This is a genomic window from Paenibacillus sp. LjRoot153 (genome assembly GCF_964253085.1).
Taxonomy (GTDB): domain Bacteria; phylum Bacillota; class Bacilli; order Paenibacillales; family NBRC-103111; genus Paenibacillus_E.
This window is the reverse complement of the sequence record NZ_CAXUQH020000001.1, coordinates 7,565,001-7,580,229: the sequence shown is the minus strand read 5'-3', so window position 1 is coordinate 7,580,229 and position 15,229 is coordinate 7,565,001. Positions and strand designations below refer to the sequence as shown.

12 protein-coding genes and 2 riboswitches (1 of these 14 running past the window's edge) are annotated in these 15,229 nt (G+C 47.8%); of the genes, 8 read left to right on the top strand and 4 right to left on the bottom strand.

Going from position 1 to position 15,229, the window contains the following annotated elements:
• Positions 1 to 266 precede the first annotated feature (266 nt).
• The 3 genes from ACSQ8P_RS32840 to ACSQ8P_RS32830 are packed head-to-tail and all read right to left on the bottom strand — an operon-like array spanning position 267 to position 1,470.
• The gene (locus ACSQ8P_RS32840) at positions 267 to 641 is read right to left on the bottom strand and encodes an ArsR/SmtB family transcription factor (RefSeq protein ID WP_436239022.1); all 375 of its coding nucleotides are present in this window, start codon (positions 639 to 641) and stop codon (positions 267 to 269) included.
• Between the two features lies 1 nt (position 642).
• Positions 643 to 1,065, bottom strand: a complete 423-nt coding sequence (locus tag ACSQ8P_RS32835) for an SRPBCC family protein (protein WP_436239021.1) — start codon at positions 1,063 to 1,065, stop codon at positions 643 to 645.
• Positions 1,066 to 1,092: 27 nt separating this feature from the next.
• Entirely contained in the window at positions 1,093 to 1,470 is a 378-nt protein-coding gene (locus tag ACSQ8P_RS32830; protein ID WP_436239020.1) for a hypothetical protein, read from the bottom strand.
• 222 nt (positions 1,471 to 1,692) lie between these two features.
• Here ACSQ8P_RS32830 and ACSQ8P_RS32825 point away from each other — a divergent pair, with 222 nt between their 5' ends.
• The 4 genes from ACSQ8P_RS32825 (at position 1,693) to ACSQ8P_RS32810 (ending at position 6,481) form a co-directional block, all read left to right on the top strand.
• Positions 1,693 to 3,198, top strand: coding sequence for a spore germination protein (locus tag ACSQ8P_RS32825; RefSeq protein WP_436239019.1), 1,506 nt, complete (start codon positions 1,693 to 1,695; stop codon positions 3,196 to 3,198).
• Between the two features lie 13 nt (positions 3,199 to 3,211).
• Positions 3,212 to 4,291, top strand: a complete 1,080-nt coding sequence (locus ACSQ8P_RS32820; protein ID WP_436239018.1) for a GerAB/ArcD/ProY family transporter — start codon at positions 3,212 to 3,214, stop codon at positions 4,289 to 4,291.
• A complete protein-coding gene (locus ACSQ8P_RS32815) occupies positions 4,284 to 5,393 on the top strand; it encodes a Ger(x)C family spore germination protein (RefSeq protein ID WP_436239017.1) in 1,110 nt (369 codons plus the stop codon). The genes ACSQ8P_RS32820 and ACSQ8P_RS32815 overlap by 8 nt, the downstream gene beginning before the upstream one ends.
• 101 nt (positions 5,394 to 5,494) lie before the next feature.
• Positions 5,495 to 6,481: a Gfo/Idh/MocA family protein gene (locus ACSQ8P_RS32810; RefSeq protein ID WP_436239667.1), complete on the top strand. Its 987-nt coding sequence runs from the start codon at positions 5,495 to 5,497 to the stop codon at positions 6,479 to 6,481.
• Positions 6,482 to 6,668: 187 nt separating this feature from the next.
• Here the strand turns inward: ACSQ8P_RS32810 and ACSQ8P_RS32805 are convergent, their stop codons facing one another.
• The gene (locus ACSQ8P_RS32805) at positions 6,669 to 8,012 is read right to left on the bottom strand and encodes an APC family permease (protein ID WP_436239016.1); all 1,344 of its coding nucleotides are present in this window, start codon (positions 8,010 to 8,012) and stop codon (positions 6,669 to 6,671) included.
• Between the two features lie 89 nt (positions 8,013 to 8,101).
• A riboswitch (guanidine-I (ykkC/yxkD leader) is annotated at positions 8,102 to 8,206 on the bottom strand.
• 190 nt (positions 8,207 to 8,396) lie between these two features.
• Positions 8,397 to 8,495, top strand: a riboswitch (guanidine-I (ykkC/yxkD leader).
• Between the two features lie 68 nt (positions 8,496 to 8,563).
• Between ACSQ8P_RS32805 and ACSQ8P_RS32800 the strand changes: the two genes are divergently transcribed.
• The 4 genes from ACSQ8P_RS32800 to atzF form a co-directional block, all read left to right on the top strand.
• Positions 8,564 to 9,283 (top strand): urea amidolyase associated protein UAAP1, encoded by a 720-nt coding sequence (locus tag ACSQ8P_RS32800; protein WP_436239015.1) that lies wholly within the window; start codon positions 8,564 to 8,566, stop codon positions 9,281 to 9,283.
• A 31-nt stretch (positions 9,284 to 9,314) separates the two neighbouring features.
• A complete protein-coding gene (locus ACSQ8P_RS32795; protein WP_436239014.1) occupies positions 9,315 to 9,965 on the top strand; it encodes an urea amidolyase associated protein UAAP2 in 651 nt (216 codons plus the stop codon).
• A gap of 119 nt (positions 9,966 to 10,084) precedes the next feature.
• Positions 10,085 to 13,708, top strand: a complete 3,624-nt coding sequence (uca, locus tag ACSQ8P_RS32790) for an urea carboxylase (RefSeq protein ID WP_436239013.1) — start codon at positions 10,085 to 10,087, stop codon at positions 13,706 to 13,708.
• A gap of 17 nt (positions 13,709 to 13,725) precedes the next feature.
• On the top strand, positions 13,726 to 15,229 hold the 5' portion of the coding sequence (gene atzF / locus ACSQ8P_RS32785; RefSeq protein ID WP_436239012.1) for an allophanate hydrolase. It continues 308 nt past the right edge of the window; only the first 1,504 of its 1,812 coding nucleotides appear in the window; the start codon lies at positions 13,726 to 13,728; the stop codon falls past the right edge of the window.

Below are 15,229 nucleotides of genomic sequence, written 5' to 3'. Positions count from 1 at the left end.
CCATTGAATTAACTACATGAATTCCATCTATTCCGCGATTTCAGGTGAAAACGCCACAATTAACTGGAGTTTTTCCATCTAGTCCATTTCACGCTGCCCATCGCAGCTTATCTCCGCCCATCAGTCGCTCTCAGTCGGCGGCGGCCCGTCGCAGCCCATCACAGTCGGTTGCACAGCTCATCGCCCAACTAGCCGCTGCAATCTGCCAAAACAGTAGCGAAACGCAAAAGAGTCTCCCTAAATGGGAGACTCTTTGCGCAATGCATCTATTTCTCAGGATCCACCACTTCAAGTGGAGTGAATTTGAGCTCAGCTGCATCATCATCCTGCTCAACGAATCGTTTGAGCACATTAAGTTTATTTTCCCAGTAGCGCTCGTAATAGGAAAGCCAACGTTTGAGCTCCATCAGCGGCTCGGCCTCCAATCGGTAACGGGTCTCGCGGCCGACTTTACGTTCTTTCACTAAGCCGGCCTCGGCGAGAATACGAAGGTGCTTCGATACCGCTGTACGGCTCATGGGGAAATGACCTGATATGACCGTGACAGGCATTTCTTGATCCCCGAGCAAGTGGAGCAAATGACGACGCGTAGGATCGGCAATGGCCTGAAAGACGTCATGCTTCTGCGAGGGAATAGCCATCTTAAGCCTCGATGTAAGCAGATAGCCTTTGGACGATGCCTGCCCAGCCTTGTGACATCGTATCGCGAACCGTATCATGCGGTTGACCGAATTCGGTAACCTTGTCGATATCCCAGCCGCCATGGATGAGGGTGAACTGTGTTTTGCCATCTAACTCGGTCAATTCAAAAGATAGGAACCAATCCTTGCCCCAAGAGAAGCTTAGGCGATTCGGAGGATTTAATTCTGTAACCTTACAAGGGGATTTACCGAAAGGACCAGCTTCCAAATGGAATTCATAGCCGATTTCTGGCATGAAATTGTTGGGCATGAACCAAACCGCGATGCCTTCAGAAGTGGCTACGGCATTCCACACTTTTTGAATAGGCGCATTAAAAACGAGTGTTTGTTTAATATCAGGTAGGGATTGCATTTGATTTTCCATAGTAAAAGGCCTCCAGTGGTAGTATAGTTATTTACTTTTTACCTTACTCTTATGACGAAAACGCAGCGCTGACCAGGTATCATCCACCGCGACATTGCTGACCGCTCGATAGTCTGTTGAATCGCCAACTAACGCGAATAAGCTGTCACGGTTAATATCCGTTTTGATCTTCGAGCTTTGCTTAGGATACGTAATCCAGAACAAGGCATCCTCGTTCAAATGAGCAATCGCTTTATGGACCCATGTATCCACGTCTGCTGCATGGTTAATAAAAAGTTGAACAAATTCATAAGTTCCACTCGGCGCTCCATGATCCTCGATACCGAGTTTATAGCCTTCAGGCGCTTGCATCACAAGTGCTCGCCCTTCTTTATAACGTAGTTTTTTCAGCAATTCCTCTTGCATCAGACAATCTCCCTTCAAATTGAAGCTCATCCACCTAGTTTTCCCGTAAAATCACTTTTCCATCGGACTCGCCAACGCGAAACCGTTTGGTTACATGTCATATTATACGAAACCATTTGGTTTCGTGTCAAGCTGCGTGTCCAAGCGTAACTTTGGGCGAAATGGAATATTTTAAGCGTAACTGCTCAGAATAAAAGAAAGCATTAGGTGGGGGGATCGTGCATGGCCATATGGGATCGTTTATTGTTTTCTTTCTCGCGGCAAGTAGACAGAGAGCCTAAACGATTTGAGATACCTGCGTTAACGGAGACCTCCAATACAGATGAGTCGATATCATTAGCTCATATTCTGGAGCAATTTGAGGATTGTATTGATGTGTTTCATCGAAACATACCCAGTATCCAAGTTGATATTGTTTATATTCCTCATATGATTGATCACACGCAGTTGTCTCGGGAAGTCATGGATCCATTATCGAATGTGCAAACGGATGATTTAAGTCCCATTTTGGAGCAGTCGCAATTTGAAGAATCGGATGACCCTAAGAAAATTGTCATTGGTATATTGTCTGGGCAAGTGGCTATTTTTCATAATGAAAAAGTATATTTATTCTTTGTTTATGGCCCTGAATCCAGGAGTGTGCAGCAGTCCGAAACCGAGACCGTTATTACGGGACCTCATGATGCGTTTACAGAAACAGCGGGAACGAACCTTTCGTTAGTGCGAAGACGGGTGAAGAGCTCCCATTTAAAAGTTATTAAACTAGAAGTTGGTGAAGTCACCAAAACCATTGTATTTGTCCTGTACATCAAAGGCATTGCGAATATGGATCTGGTAGATGAATTTGTTCGCCGTATTCGTGAAATCGAGATTGATGCCGTCTATGATGGCAACATGTTTTCTCAGTATATCGATGATTATCCGTACTCGTTATTCCCACAGTTCCTAATTACGGAGCGTCCAGATACAGCCGTTTCCAAATTGGTGGGAGGCCGCATTCTGGCAATTGTAGATGGGAGTCCGGCTGTGGTGAGCGCTCCGACAGCTTTCTTCGACTTCTTCTCTTCCGCGGATGATTATTATCAAAGATGGTCGATCGGGACTGCTACAAGGATGCTCCGGTTTATCGCCTTCTTGATAACCATTACGTTTACAGCCGTTTATGTATCCGTGACTACGTATCATTATGAGATGATCCCTGAAGCGTTGATTTTAACGTTGAGAGATTCACGAAGTAAGGTGCCTTTTCCCCCGGTTATTGAAGCGATGTTGATGGAAGTAACGATAGAACTACTGCGAGAAGCAGGGGCACGTCTGCCGACCAAAATCGGACAAACCATCGGCATTGTTGGCGGTATTGTTATTGGTCAAGCGGCTGTTCAAGCAGGGCTTACAAGTAACATTCTCATTATTGCAGTCGCTTCATCAGCGATATCGTCCTTTGTTATTCCGAGTTACGTGATGAGTGCATCGATTCGTCTTATCCGTTTTGGTTTGATATTGCTAGCGGGCATATGGGGGAATTTCGGGCTGATGGCGGGCATTGGTTTTATTGTCATCCATTTATGTGGGTTAACCAGTTTGGGGACGTCCTATCTTTCACCCTTTGCTCCTACAAAATGGGCTGATTGGAAGGATGTTTTCATTCGTAGTCCTTTCTCTATGCTGACAGCACGGCCGAGTCAGGTGAAAACGACCAATTCCAAGAAGAATAAAATGAGAAAATAAGGATGATCCGTGCGTGAATGAGAAACTGAACGGTTTCCATATCTTCATTTTGATTCATATGATACAAGTTGGGGTGGGGATCTTTGCTTTACCGCGTATTGCAGCTGAATATTTTGGCTATAACGGTTGGCTTATGTTAGTTATCATCGCTGCTATAGTCGCGTTCAATATCTACCTGATTGGGGTCGTTTGGAAGATGGGGAACGGAGCAGATATATTCACTATTTTTGAAAGCTTCCTGCCCAAGTGGATCGTTTATCCATTATATGTCATTGTAGGGCTCACTTGGGCACTTACGGCTAGTCTGGTTGCTAAGGAGTATGTCCTTATTTTCCAAGTTACCGCATTTCCAACTGCAAACCCGATGTCTTTCATGTTCGTTATCAGCCTACTTGCGTATTTACTGCTCGTTAAAGGTGTGTATACGATTGTGAAGGCAGGTACCGTATTTTTCTTTTTGCTATTGTGGATGATGCCTTTGGAAATTCCATTTTATAATGATTTGCAATTATCGCGATATACGCACTATATATTTCAAGAGGGGAAAGAGCACTGGACAGGTTTTTTTAATCTATATGGTTCTTTCTTGGGGTATGAGCTCTGCATGTTGTTGTTCCCCTATGTTCAGCAGAAAACGCGATTTATTACAGGTGTACAGCTATCTAGTGCGTTTAGCTTTCTTATTTATGTGAGTGTGTGCCTAATTTGCTTCGGTTTCTATAGCTTGCAGCAGTTGAAATTAATTATGTTTCCTTTTATCGACTTACTTGCGTATATTAAATTTCCTTTTATCGAGCGAGCGGAGAATATCCTCTTTAGTTTTCTTGTCTTTCGGGTTCTCATTACGATTGTCATGTATCATTGGGCGGCAAGTTTAACTATGCAGCGAATTTTCAAGAATTGTAAACTTAAGCGGATCACGCTATTTATGATGGTTATCACTTTTCTCATTTCGTTTATGCCAAGTGTGTTGGATGAAGTGGGTAAATGGTTGACTATTTGTACGTATTTGAATATTGCTTATTGCTTTGTCCTACCGATCTGTTTAATTGGCATTCTTTCTATTCAAAGGTGGCGAAAACAGCTTGCTTAAGATTCGGATTCAATGTCTGATTACTTGTATACTACTGATGACGATCACAGGCTGTGGGAATGACCAGCGGATCTTAGAGAAGATTGGATTGACCCATACCACAAGTTTCGATTTAATGCCTGGGGGTATGCTCAAGGTAACCAATAGTATTCCTCTAGCTGTGAGTGAAGGCCAAAGACCGAGAGAGGTACTGACGAGCATTTCGGATAGCAGCAAAGGTTCGAAAGTAGATCTCTCTAGGCAGACTCAATTGGTTCTGGTCAGCGGCCAGATGCGTAATATTTTGTTTGGGACGACACTAGCACAGCGAGGGTTTTGGGATGATATCGACACCATGGTGAGAGATCCTTCAGTTTCACCTCGTGTCAAAGTGACCGTTGTGGATGGAGATGCCCATGATTTATTAGTCAAAAACTACAGCAATTACTTGCGAACAGCACAGTATATTGATCGAATGATGGAATCCGAAACGAGGTTTCAGAGCATTCCGAAGGTTACGTTATATGAGTTCACCAGAGATTATTACGATGATGGTATTGATCCTGTTGCTCCCATCATTAAAGATATTGGCGATCATGTGAAGGTAAATGGAATTGCTTTGTTTCAGGATGATCGTTATCTCATGAAGATTGCCGATAAGGAGACGCTTTATTTCTCGATGTTAAGCAAAAATTTCAAGTTAGGTTCCTTACCTATGCGTCTCAGTAAAGACGAAGAGGCTAAGGAACTTGTGTTGTTCGATTCGTTGGTTAGCAAACGGCGGATTCACGCAACTCGTACGGGCGGAAATTCGTTTAAAGTGGATTTTGAGATTTCGGTAAGCGGCGCTATTCTGGAGTACATGGGAGATTTGAAAATTAGTAAGGAAGAAGATCGGCATGCATTAGAGGGCAAAATTGGAGAGAAAATTACCTCGCAAGTGGAAACCATGCTGAAAGATATGCAGAAGCATAATGTGGACAGCATCGGTCTGGGAAATGAGATTAAGCGTATCGTTCCCTATAAGGAATGGAAAGCTATGGACTGGCGTGAGGTGTACCCCGAGGTAGAGATTCATTGTCAAACGAAAGTGAAGATCAAGCATTACGGGAAGTTTCAATGAGTTTAAAGTAGGCAGATTCGTAATGACAATTGAATTCGGAGGGGGAATTTGATAGGGTGGAGGTCAGAGAATATTGCTAGGATGAAGGGGTTGTGGGGAAAATGATACGATTTGCAGTTATTGGTACGAACTGGATCACAGAGGAATTCATTCATGCAGCACTCGAAACGGGAGAGTTTGAACTGACTGCTGTTTACTCTCGCACGGAAGAAAAGGCTGCGGAATTCGCTGGAAAATTTGATGTGGCACATCAATTTACAGACTTAACGGCATTTGCGCAAAGTGACGCGTTCGATGCTGTCTATATTGCAAGTCCGAACTCCTTACACGCGGAGTATGCTGTTCATTGCATGAAGCATGGGAAGCATGTCATTTGCGAAAAGCCTGCGGCTTCCAATAGTGCGGAGCTTGCAGCGATGATTGACACAGCGCGGAGCCAGCAGGTTGTGTTCATGGAGGCGTTGAAATCAACGCTCATGCCTAACTTTAAAGCGGTACAAGACAATTTACATAAGCTTGGCAAAGTGCGCCGTTATGTTGCGAGCTATGGTCAATATTCGTCTAGGTATGATGCCTATAAGCAAGGTACTGTGTTGAATGCTTTTAATCCTGCATTTTCGAATGGCTCAATGATGGATTTAGGTGTGTATTGTATTTATCCATTGGTTGTGTTGTTCGGTGCACCTGAAAGGGTACAAGCGAGCGCGGTAATGCTGGAATCAGGCGTTGATGGCGAGGGCAGTTTGTTGCTAAGCTACAAAGAAATGGATGCTGTCATTCAGCACTCTAAAATCGCTAGTTCCTACCTGCCCGCTGAAATCCAAGGCGAACTGGCGACGATGGTTATCGATAAGATTAACCAACCAGAGAAAGTACAAATTCGTTACCGCGATGGCTCTGTAGAGGAATTGACGCGGGAGCAAAGTACGAGGACGATGCGCTACGAGGCGGAGGAGTTTAGCAGGCTGATTAAAGCTGGTGAGCTGGAGTCTCCGACGAATTCACATGCGAATTCCAGCGCAGCGATGGCTATTATGGATGAGGCGCGGAGACAGATCGGGCTGGTGTTTCCGGCGGATCGGAAGTAGGTTTGGGAAACCACCTGTTCCGCACCTCCACCACGTTTAACTGGAAAAGCTACAGCTATTTCCACGTTTTTTGCGTGGCACGAAGTAGTGATTAGCTAGTTGGCGGAAGAGTGATTCCTGAAGTGATCGGCGAATACAAACGCAAAAAAAGAACCTGAGGAAGTCCTCAGGTTCTTTTTGCTATACACTAGTTCAGGGGAGTTGACCGTGCAGCTCTAATGGTCACGGCGGCATCTTTGGCTTGAGCGGTACGCTTTTGAATGAGATGGTACACCACCCCAATCAGCAGCCAGGTTAGGCCCATCCATAACGCGTCCTTATCCAACAACGACAGCAGATAGCCGATAAATCCGGCACCAAGGAGTGGAAGCGCAAGATACAAGATCGTTTGCTTCGGCGAGCGTTGGCGTTCTTTCATATACTTCTGTGCGATGACAGATATGTTTACGAAGAAGAAGGCGGTAAGGGCGCCGAAATTAACGAATTTCACGGCATTATCCAGGGAGATCACGAGCGCGAGCAGCGAGACGACGCTAACGATTACTATGTTAATAACGGGAGTGCCCAACTTCGGATGAAGGAATGCAAACACTCGCTTAGGTAGCACGTTATCTCGACCCAACACGAAGAGGAGGCGTGACACGCTGGTAACGGAAGATAATCCTTGTGTGAAGATCGCAAGAATTAAGACGGTGAGGAACACGGAGCTTAACGCGGCGCCGCCTACCATTTTCACAATTTCAAAGCCTGCAGAATCAATATGGACGAAAGTTAAATGCGGATAAACAAGCTGTGTTAGAAAAGATGGCACTAAGTAAAGAATGCTGGCTGTAATGATGATGATCATGATGGCGCGCGGGATGGTTTTCTCAGAGTTGACCGTTTCCTCTGCCATTGTCGTTACTGTATCAAAACCTAAGAAAGAGAAACATATAATCGAAGCACCAGCGAGAATGGTGGAGAACGGTACATCCGTTTGCAGAAAAGGCTGAAACGGGTGAATCTCACCAACGCCAGATAAGTTTCGGAATAGAAAGAAGCAGAACACGGCGATGAAAATGATCTGAATCCAGACGAACAATTTGCTGATATTTGCAGAGAATTTGATGCCAATGATGTTGATGAGACCGAGGACGATGTTAAGTCCGATGATCCATACATAAGCGGGAATGGACGGGAACTGTGCATGCAGGTAAATACCGAAGGTTAAGCACGCGATGATAGGGGAGAAGAAATAGTCCAGGAGCAAGACCCAGCCTACGAGAAAGCCTAGATAGGGATGGATACTTTTTTTGGTGTAGGTGTAGGCGGAACCGGAAGTTGGAAAAACCTTAGACATCACACCGTAGCTATACGCGGTGAAGAAGATAGCGATAAAGGCGAGCAAGTAGGCTTGCGTTAGCATGCCATGTGCATTCTCATAGGCGATCCCATAGATGGAAAAATAAATCATAGGAGTCATCCAAGCGAGCCCCATATAAACAACTTGGTACAAGCTTAGGGATTTACGTAGTGTGCCTTCAGTGGTCATAGCGATAACACTCCCTCATCAGTGATTTATGTGAACACAGAAGAGGTTTCTATATGCAAAAAAGCCAAGGAGATATCTAGGTTACAGATATCTCCCGGGCTTTTATCCCTCCGTGAACACAGTCTTTAGCTGTGCGTCTCCTCTTGGTCCAGTCCGGGAATTAGGCTGCCCGCGGAACCCTAGAAAACTTTGTATGTGATGTTTCATTACTTATATGTAAGGTGGTTAATCATTTTATTTATGATGTTAGCTATTCGCTGTTTGTGTAAGTTAATATAACACATTATTAGGGTTATGAGAAGTATTTTACGTATATTAACTAAAATAATTAGAAGTTATTGACACATATCTTTGATGATGTTATGTTTAATGACACAAACGAATACGATTGTTTACTAGGGTTCCGTCGGTACTAACCGGGCTGGTCCGAGAGTAAACCACTCTTGTGAGAGAGTGACACGGAAGGATAAAAACCTGGGAGATATCACCAAGACAATGGTCTTGTGATGTCTCCCTTTTTGTTTAAGCAAAAAGCGAAGGAGAGCGATAGCATGGGGAACATTTGGAGTAAGGACATAGGCCCAGGAGGCAAATGGTCAGGGGTAATTGGCAAAGGAAAGTTGATTCGATTGACTGCACTGGAAGCTGGTGCGAATGTGTCAATCCAGTTGTACCACGCGAAGGACCTGACGGAGCGTTACAATATGCCGGATACGTTGAAGGCGCAGCATACGGCCCATTTGACCCGTGGGAATGTACTAATGAGCGATAACGGCCGTGCGATGGTAAGTATCGTTGAGGACAGCTTAGGCTGGCATGATCCGCTTAGCGGATACACAAGCCGTGCAGCAACAGATGCCAAGTACGGAACGACGAACTACCAGGAGTTGCGCAATGATTGGCTGCGGAGCGGTCAAGAGAACTTTGCTGTTGAGCTGGTTCGTAATGGCTTAAGCATGCGGGATATGATGCCGGTGGTGAATCTCTTTTCCAAAGTGGTCGTGGATGACAATGGGGATATGCGCCTTAGTTTAGAACATTGTCCAGCTGGGGCGAAGGTAACGTTAAGAACAGAGCTAGATACACTAGTCGTTCTGTCCAACACGCCTAATCCATTAGATCCAAGAGAGAGCTATCCATCTGTGCCTGTCAAAATCGAAGTGCAAGCCGCTCCACCAGTGAATGAAGACGATTATTGCTTGAATTTTCGCCCGGAGAATCGCCGTGCTTTTGAAAATACATGGGAATACCACACACTACTAGGTTCTTAAAAGTAATGACAAAACAGAGGAGGCTGGGAGTATGGCAGTTTTTAATCGAGTGGAAAGCCCTCGTCAAGTGGAGGATGCGATATATAGTGAAGTGATTCAGGCAGGGGACGGCTGGATGCGTGTCCTGAAGCCAGGACAAGTGATGCGGATCGTGGATCTGGAAGGCAACCAAGCAGCAGATACGCTGTTCTATGATGCGGAGAATCCAGAGGATCACTACAGTGCGGTGGCGACGATCACAGGTCAAAGCAATATTTACTTGAGCACAGGTTCCATCCTGAGAGCTGAGTCAGGTAAAGAATTACTGACCATCGTCGCCGACACCTGCGGACGCCACGATACGGTCGGTGGATCTTGCTCAGCGCAAAGCAACACGGTGCGTTACTCGCACGATAAATTGTGGATGCACAACTGTCGCGATACATTCATGCTTCAATTGGCTGGGCAGGAAGGCGTGTATACGAAGCGGGATTTGGCGCCAAACATTAATTTCTTCATGAATGTACCCGTGACACCGGATGGTGGTTTGAAGTTCGATGATGGCGTATCCGCGCCTGGCTGCTATGTCGAAATGCAGTCCATTGGAAGTACCATGGCACTGATTAGTAACTGTCCACAGCTTAACAATCCATGTAATGCCTATAACCCGACGCCAATTCAGGTGCTCATCTGGGATAATTAACCAAAATAAACGGCTACCCCGTCCTCTTAGGACGAGTGTTTATGGAGAAATATAGCCAATTTATGATGTGAAACATATACGTTCTACTATTTGAACAGAAACATGAAGGAGTGGTTACGATGTTTACAAAAGTGCTAATTGCGAACCGTGGAGCCATCGCTGTACGTATCGAGCGTACATTGCGCAAACTGGGAGTACAATCCGTAGCTGTTTATACGGCTGCAGATCAAGATAGCTTACATGTGGATGGAGCTGATGAAGCAGTTCTGATCGGTGAGGGGCCAGCCAAGTCGAGTTACTTGAATACAGAGCTGATTCTCCGAACGGCGCTCGAAACTGGTGCGCAAGCGATCCATCCTGGCTATGGCTTCTTGAGTGAGAATGCGGATTTCGCCCGTGCTTGTCGCGAGCATGGCATTGTATTCATCGGACCGACTCCGGAGCAAATGGAGATGTTCGGACTCAAGCATTCCGCACGTGAGATTGCCGAAAGAGCAGGCGTTCCGATGCTGCCAGGTACTCCTCTGATCACCGAATTGGATGAAGCTTTAACGGAAGCAGCACGTATTGGCTACCCTGTTATTCTGAAAAGTACAGCGGGTGGTGGCGGTATCGGCATGCGCGTTTGTGCAGACGAAGCGACATTGTGCTCCGCTTACGATGGCGTACGCCATTTGGCCGAAATGAATTTCAAAAACGGGGGCATGTTCCTCGAGAAATATATTGCCCGTGCGCGTCACGTTGAAGTGCAAATTTTCGGCAACTCCTTAGGTGAGATCGTAACTTTAGGTGAGCGCGATTGCTCTATCCAACGCCGTAATCAAAAGGTTATTGAAGAAAGCCCAGCTCCGAACCTGTCGGATGACGTACGTGAGGCGATGTTTGCTTCGGCGAAGCGTTTGGCGGCAGAAGTTGGATATCGCAGTGCTGGAACGGTTGAATATCTCTACGATCCAGAAACGTGTGAGTTTTACTTTTTGGAAGTGAACACGCGTCTTCAAGTTGAGCATGGTGTGACGGAGGAAGTGTTGGGGATCGACCTCGTGGAGTGGATGGTTCGTGAAGCGGCGCTTGAGCTGAATGACCTGCAATCCTTGATTCGTAAGCCGCAAGGTCACAGTATCCAAGCGCGGATCTACGCAGAGGATTGCCTCCAGCAGTTCCGTCCGAGTGCGGGTCAGTTGGATCGCGCTGTTTTCTCTAGCGAAGCTCGTAATGAGACGTGGGTTCGAGACGGTTTAACTGTAACGACACTCTACGACCCGATGTTGGCTAAAATCATTGTTCACGGCAAGGACCGCTTAGATGCGATCCATAAATTAGTAGAAGCGCTGGCTGAGACGCGCATGTATGGCTTAACGACAAACTTGCAGTACGTGCGTGCGCTTCTACAGGAAGAGGCTTGCCTCACAGGCAATGTTTACACGCAATTATTGAATACGTTTGAGCCAACAGAGCGCGCTCTTGAAGTCGTCGATGGCGGTATCCAAACGACCGTGCAAGACTTCCCAGGCCGTATTCGCCATTGGGATGTTGGTGTACCGCCTTGTGGGCCAATGGATCCGCTGTCCTTCCGTATCGGGAACAAGCTGCTTGGTAATGCAGATGATGCTCCCGGATTAGAAATGACACTGCGTGGCGGCTCCTACAAGTTCCGCAGCGACATGTGGTTCTGCGTAACCGGTGCGGATATGCAAGCTGAGCTCGATGGGGAGACGGTGGCTGCCTACCGTCCGGTGTTTGCATCCCAAGGGCAAGTGCTAAGCTTTGGCGAAGCCAAAGAAGGCATGCGCACGTATTTGCTCATCGGCGGCGGACTCGATATGCCGAAGCTTCTAGGCAGCTCATCCACGTTTACTTTGGGCGGCTTCGGCGGTCATGGCGGTCGTGCACTGCGTACGGGCGATGTGCTTGGGGTGAATGAAGGCGGAGAAAACCGTGTGCAAGACGTGTTTGAATTAGCCCCAGATCATCGCCCTGGCATGACACGCGAATGGACGATTGGAGTCGTTCCTGGACCGCATTGTACAGGTGAGTTTTTGCGCACGGAGTATCTGGATCAGCTGACAGAAACGAGTTGGGAAGTGCATTTTAACTCCTCGCGGACAGGGGTTCGTTTGAAGGGGCCTGCTCCGCTGTGGACACGTGAAGATGGCGGGGAAGCGGGACTTCACCCTTCCAATATTCATGATAATGCCTATGCGATAGGTACGCTTGATTTGACCGGTGATATGCCGATTCTGCTTGGGCCTGATGGGCCGAGTCTTGGCGGTTTCGTATGTCCGGTGACGACAGCATCGGCTGAATTCTGGAAGCTAGGTCAGCTGCACCCAGGTGATACGATTCGTTTCCACTTGCTGACGCTGCCGGAAGCCGAGGCCCTGCGTGATCTGCAAGAGAGCAATCTGCGTGCGATTGGCGAGGGGCATTTTGACCAATTGGTGCATGTGCAGTTGCCTGCTGTAAATGAGGAGATTACACCGGAATATCCGCGACTTTTCCATGAAGTAGAGAACCGCCGCTTCCCAATTACGATTCGCTGCTGTGGAGACCAAAACTTGCTCGTCGAATACGGTGAGCTTGAGTTGGATTTATTGCTTCGCTTCCAAGTGCAGGCTTTGATGCAGGCGATTGTGGAAAGTGGTTCCATTCCAGTGCTTGATTTGACCCCGGGGATCCGCTCTTTGCAAATTCATATTGATCCGTCGCAAATTACGGTGACAGAGGCATGCCTGAAGGTCGTCGAGATTGACGCTGCGCTGCCGCCTTTAGAACAGTTCCGTGTGCCATCGCGTATTGTACGATTGCCATTGTCATGGGATGATCCAGCAACGCAGCTTGCGATTGAGCGTTATCAACAAGGAGTGCGCCCGGATGCGCCTTGGTGCCCGAGCAACCTTGAATTCATTCAACGGATTAATGGGTTAGACACGATAGATGAAGTGAAAAAGATTGTATATGAAGCCAACTACCTCGTATTGGGGTTAGGGGATGTGTATTTAGGGGCTCCTGTGGCAACGCCGGTTGATCCTCGTCATCGTCTAGTCACAACGAAATACAATCCAGCTCGTACATGGACACCAGAAAATGCCGTAGGTATAGGCGGAGCATACATGTGTGTGTATGGGATGGAAGGGCCAGGCGGGTATCAATTCGTAGGGCGCACCATTCAAATGTGGAATCGTCTGCGCTCAACGGAGAGCTTTCAATCGGGCAAGCCTTGGTTGCTGAGATTCTTTGATCAAATTCAATTCTATGAAGTAAGTGCAGAAGAGCTGCTTCAACTGCGTGAGGATTTCCCTCGCGGTCGTTATGAGGCTGACATTTATGAGACAACGTTTGATTTAGGTGAATATCTACAATTTCTAAGTTCTATAGAAGAAACAACGGATACGTTCCGTACCCAGCAGCGTGAAGCGTTTAAAGAAGAGCGTGAGAGTTGGAAAGCGAAAGGGTTAGCTGAGTATGTCTCCGAGCAGGAGACAGGTGATGCTGCGCCAGAAGATGAGCTGCCTGCAGGCACGATTGCGGTACGTGGTATTATGCCAGGCAGTGTTTGGAAAGTGTTGGTATCCCCAGGTGAGCAAGTGAAGAAGGGGGATCAACTGGCGATCCTCGAAAGTATGAAAATGGAGTTCCCGCAGCACGCGCCTTGTGATGGCTTTGTTTCGATGATAGGCGTTAAGCCGGGCGATCAGGTGCATGCCGGACAATTAATTCTGGGTATTGCACAATCTGCGTAAGGGAGAGGTGAAGCGTTATGAGTTTGGCAAAAGAGTTAACCATATCTTACTTGCGTGACAAATATGAAGCGGGCGCATTATCTCCACAGGAGGTTATGGCGACAATTGTAGACCGTTCCATCGCTGACGCAGACATGAATATTTGGATTACGCCGCCGACGATGGATGCGATTCAGCCGTACTTGGATCGTCTGGCATCTCTCTCGAAGGCGGATGCGCCTCTGTGGGGTATTCCTTTTGCGATCAAAGACAACATTGATCTGGCTGGTGTTCCAACGACAGCAGGTTGCGCGGAATATGCGTTTACACCGGATGAACATGCGGGTGTTGTCGAGAGATTGATTGCGGCAGGCGCCATTCCTGTAGGCAAAACCAATCTAGATCAGTTCGCGACGGGCTTAGTCGGCACTCGCAGTCCTTACGGGGACGCGCATAACGCGCTGCGTCCTGAGTTGATCAGCGGCGGCTCGAGCTCAGGCTCAGCCGTCAGCGTGGCCCGTGGCCAAGTGGCTTTCTCACTTGGCACGGATACAGCTGGCTCCGGCCGTGTGCCGGCAGCACTGAATCGCCTAGTCGGCTATAAGCCGAGTCTCGGCGCGTGGCCGACCAAGGGGGTCGTGCCAGCCTGTGCGAGCCTAGACTGTGTCACAGTCTTCGCGCATACATTAGCGGATGCGCTTGTCGTAGACAGCGTGGCGCGGGGTGTCCACGCGGAAGATCCTTGGTCCCGCAGCGTGGTGCGGAAGCCGTCGGGGTTGCCTGAAAGAGTTTGCCTGCCTGCAGGTGATCTAGGCTTTTATGGTCCATACGCTTCGGAATATCGCGCTGCATGGGAGCAAGCGGTAAGTCGCTTGCAGGAAGTCTGTCTACGTGATGGGGTTCAGATTGTTGAAATTGATGTGACTGTATTCGCGCAAGCTGCGGCGATACTATATGAAGGTCCTTGGGTGGCTGAACGCTGGGCAGCTCTCGGTAGCTTTATTGAAGCGAATCCTGGTGTAGCTTATCTTGTAACGGAACAGATATTGCGCTCGGGCGCAGCTAGCGAGTATGACGCAGCATCGGTATTTGTTGCCATGCATAAGCTTCAACAGTATAAGTTGGAAGCTCGAAAGCTGCTTCAAGATGCTGTGCTTGTCATGCCGACCTGCGGAGGCACCTGGACGCGTGAGCAAGTACTTGCAGACCCGATCAGCACGAATCGCGATATGGGTCGTTACACGAACCATTGCAACCTGCTAGATTTGTGTGCCGTTGCTGTACCTGCGGGCGATGCGGCTCCAGAGACGCCTTTTGGGATTACGCTCTTCGCGTTAGCGGAAGAGGAAGGAATGATTTGTGGGGCGGCGGCGTTGTTAGCTGGAAGTGATGCAGCGGCGGTGGAGGTTGCTGCGGCGAGTGCGGGTGCAAAGGCGAGTTCAAGTGCGGATAGCGCCGCCCTTGCGCAAACGACGCTGGTGGCGGTTTGCGGGCTGCACATGCGTGGCTACCCGCTGGAGAAACAGATGCAAGGCTGTGGAG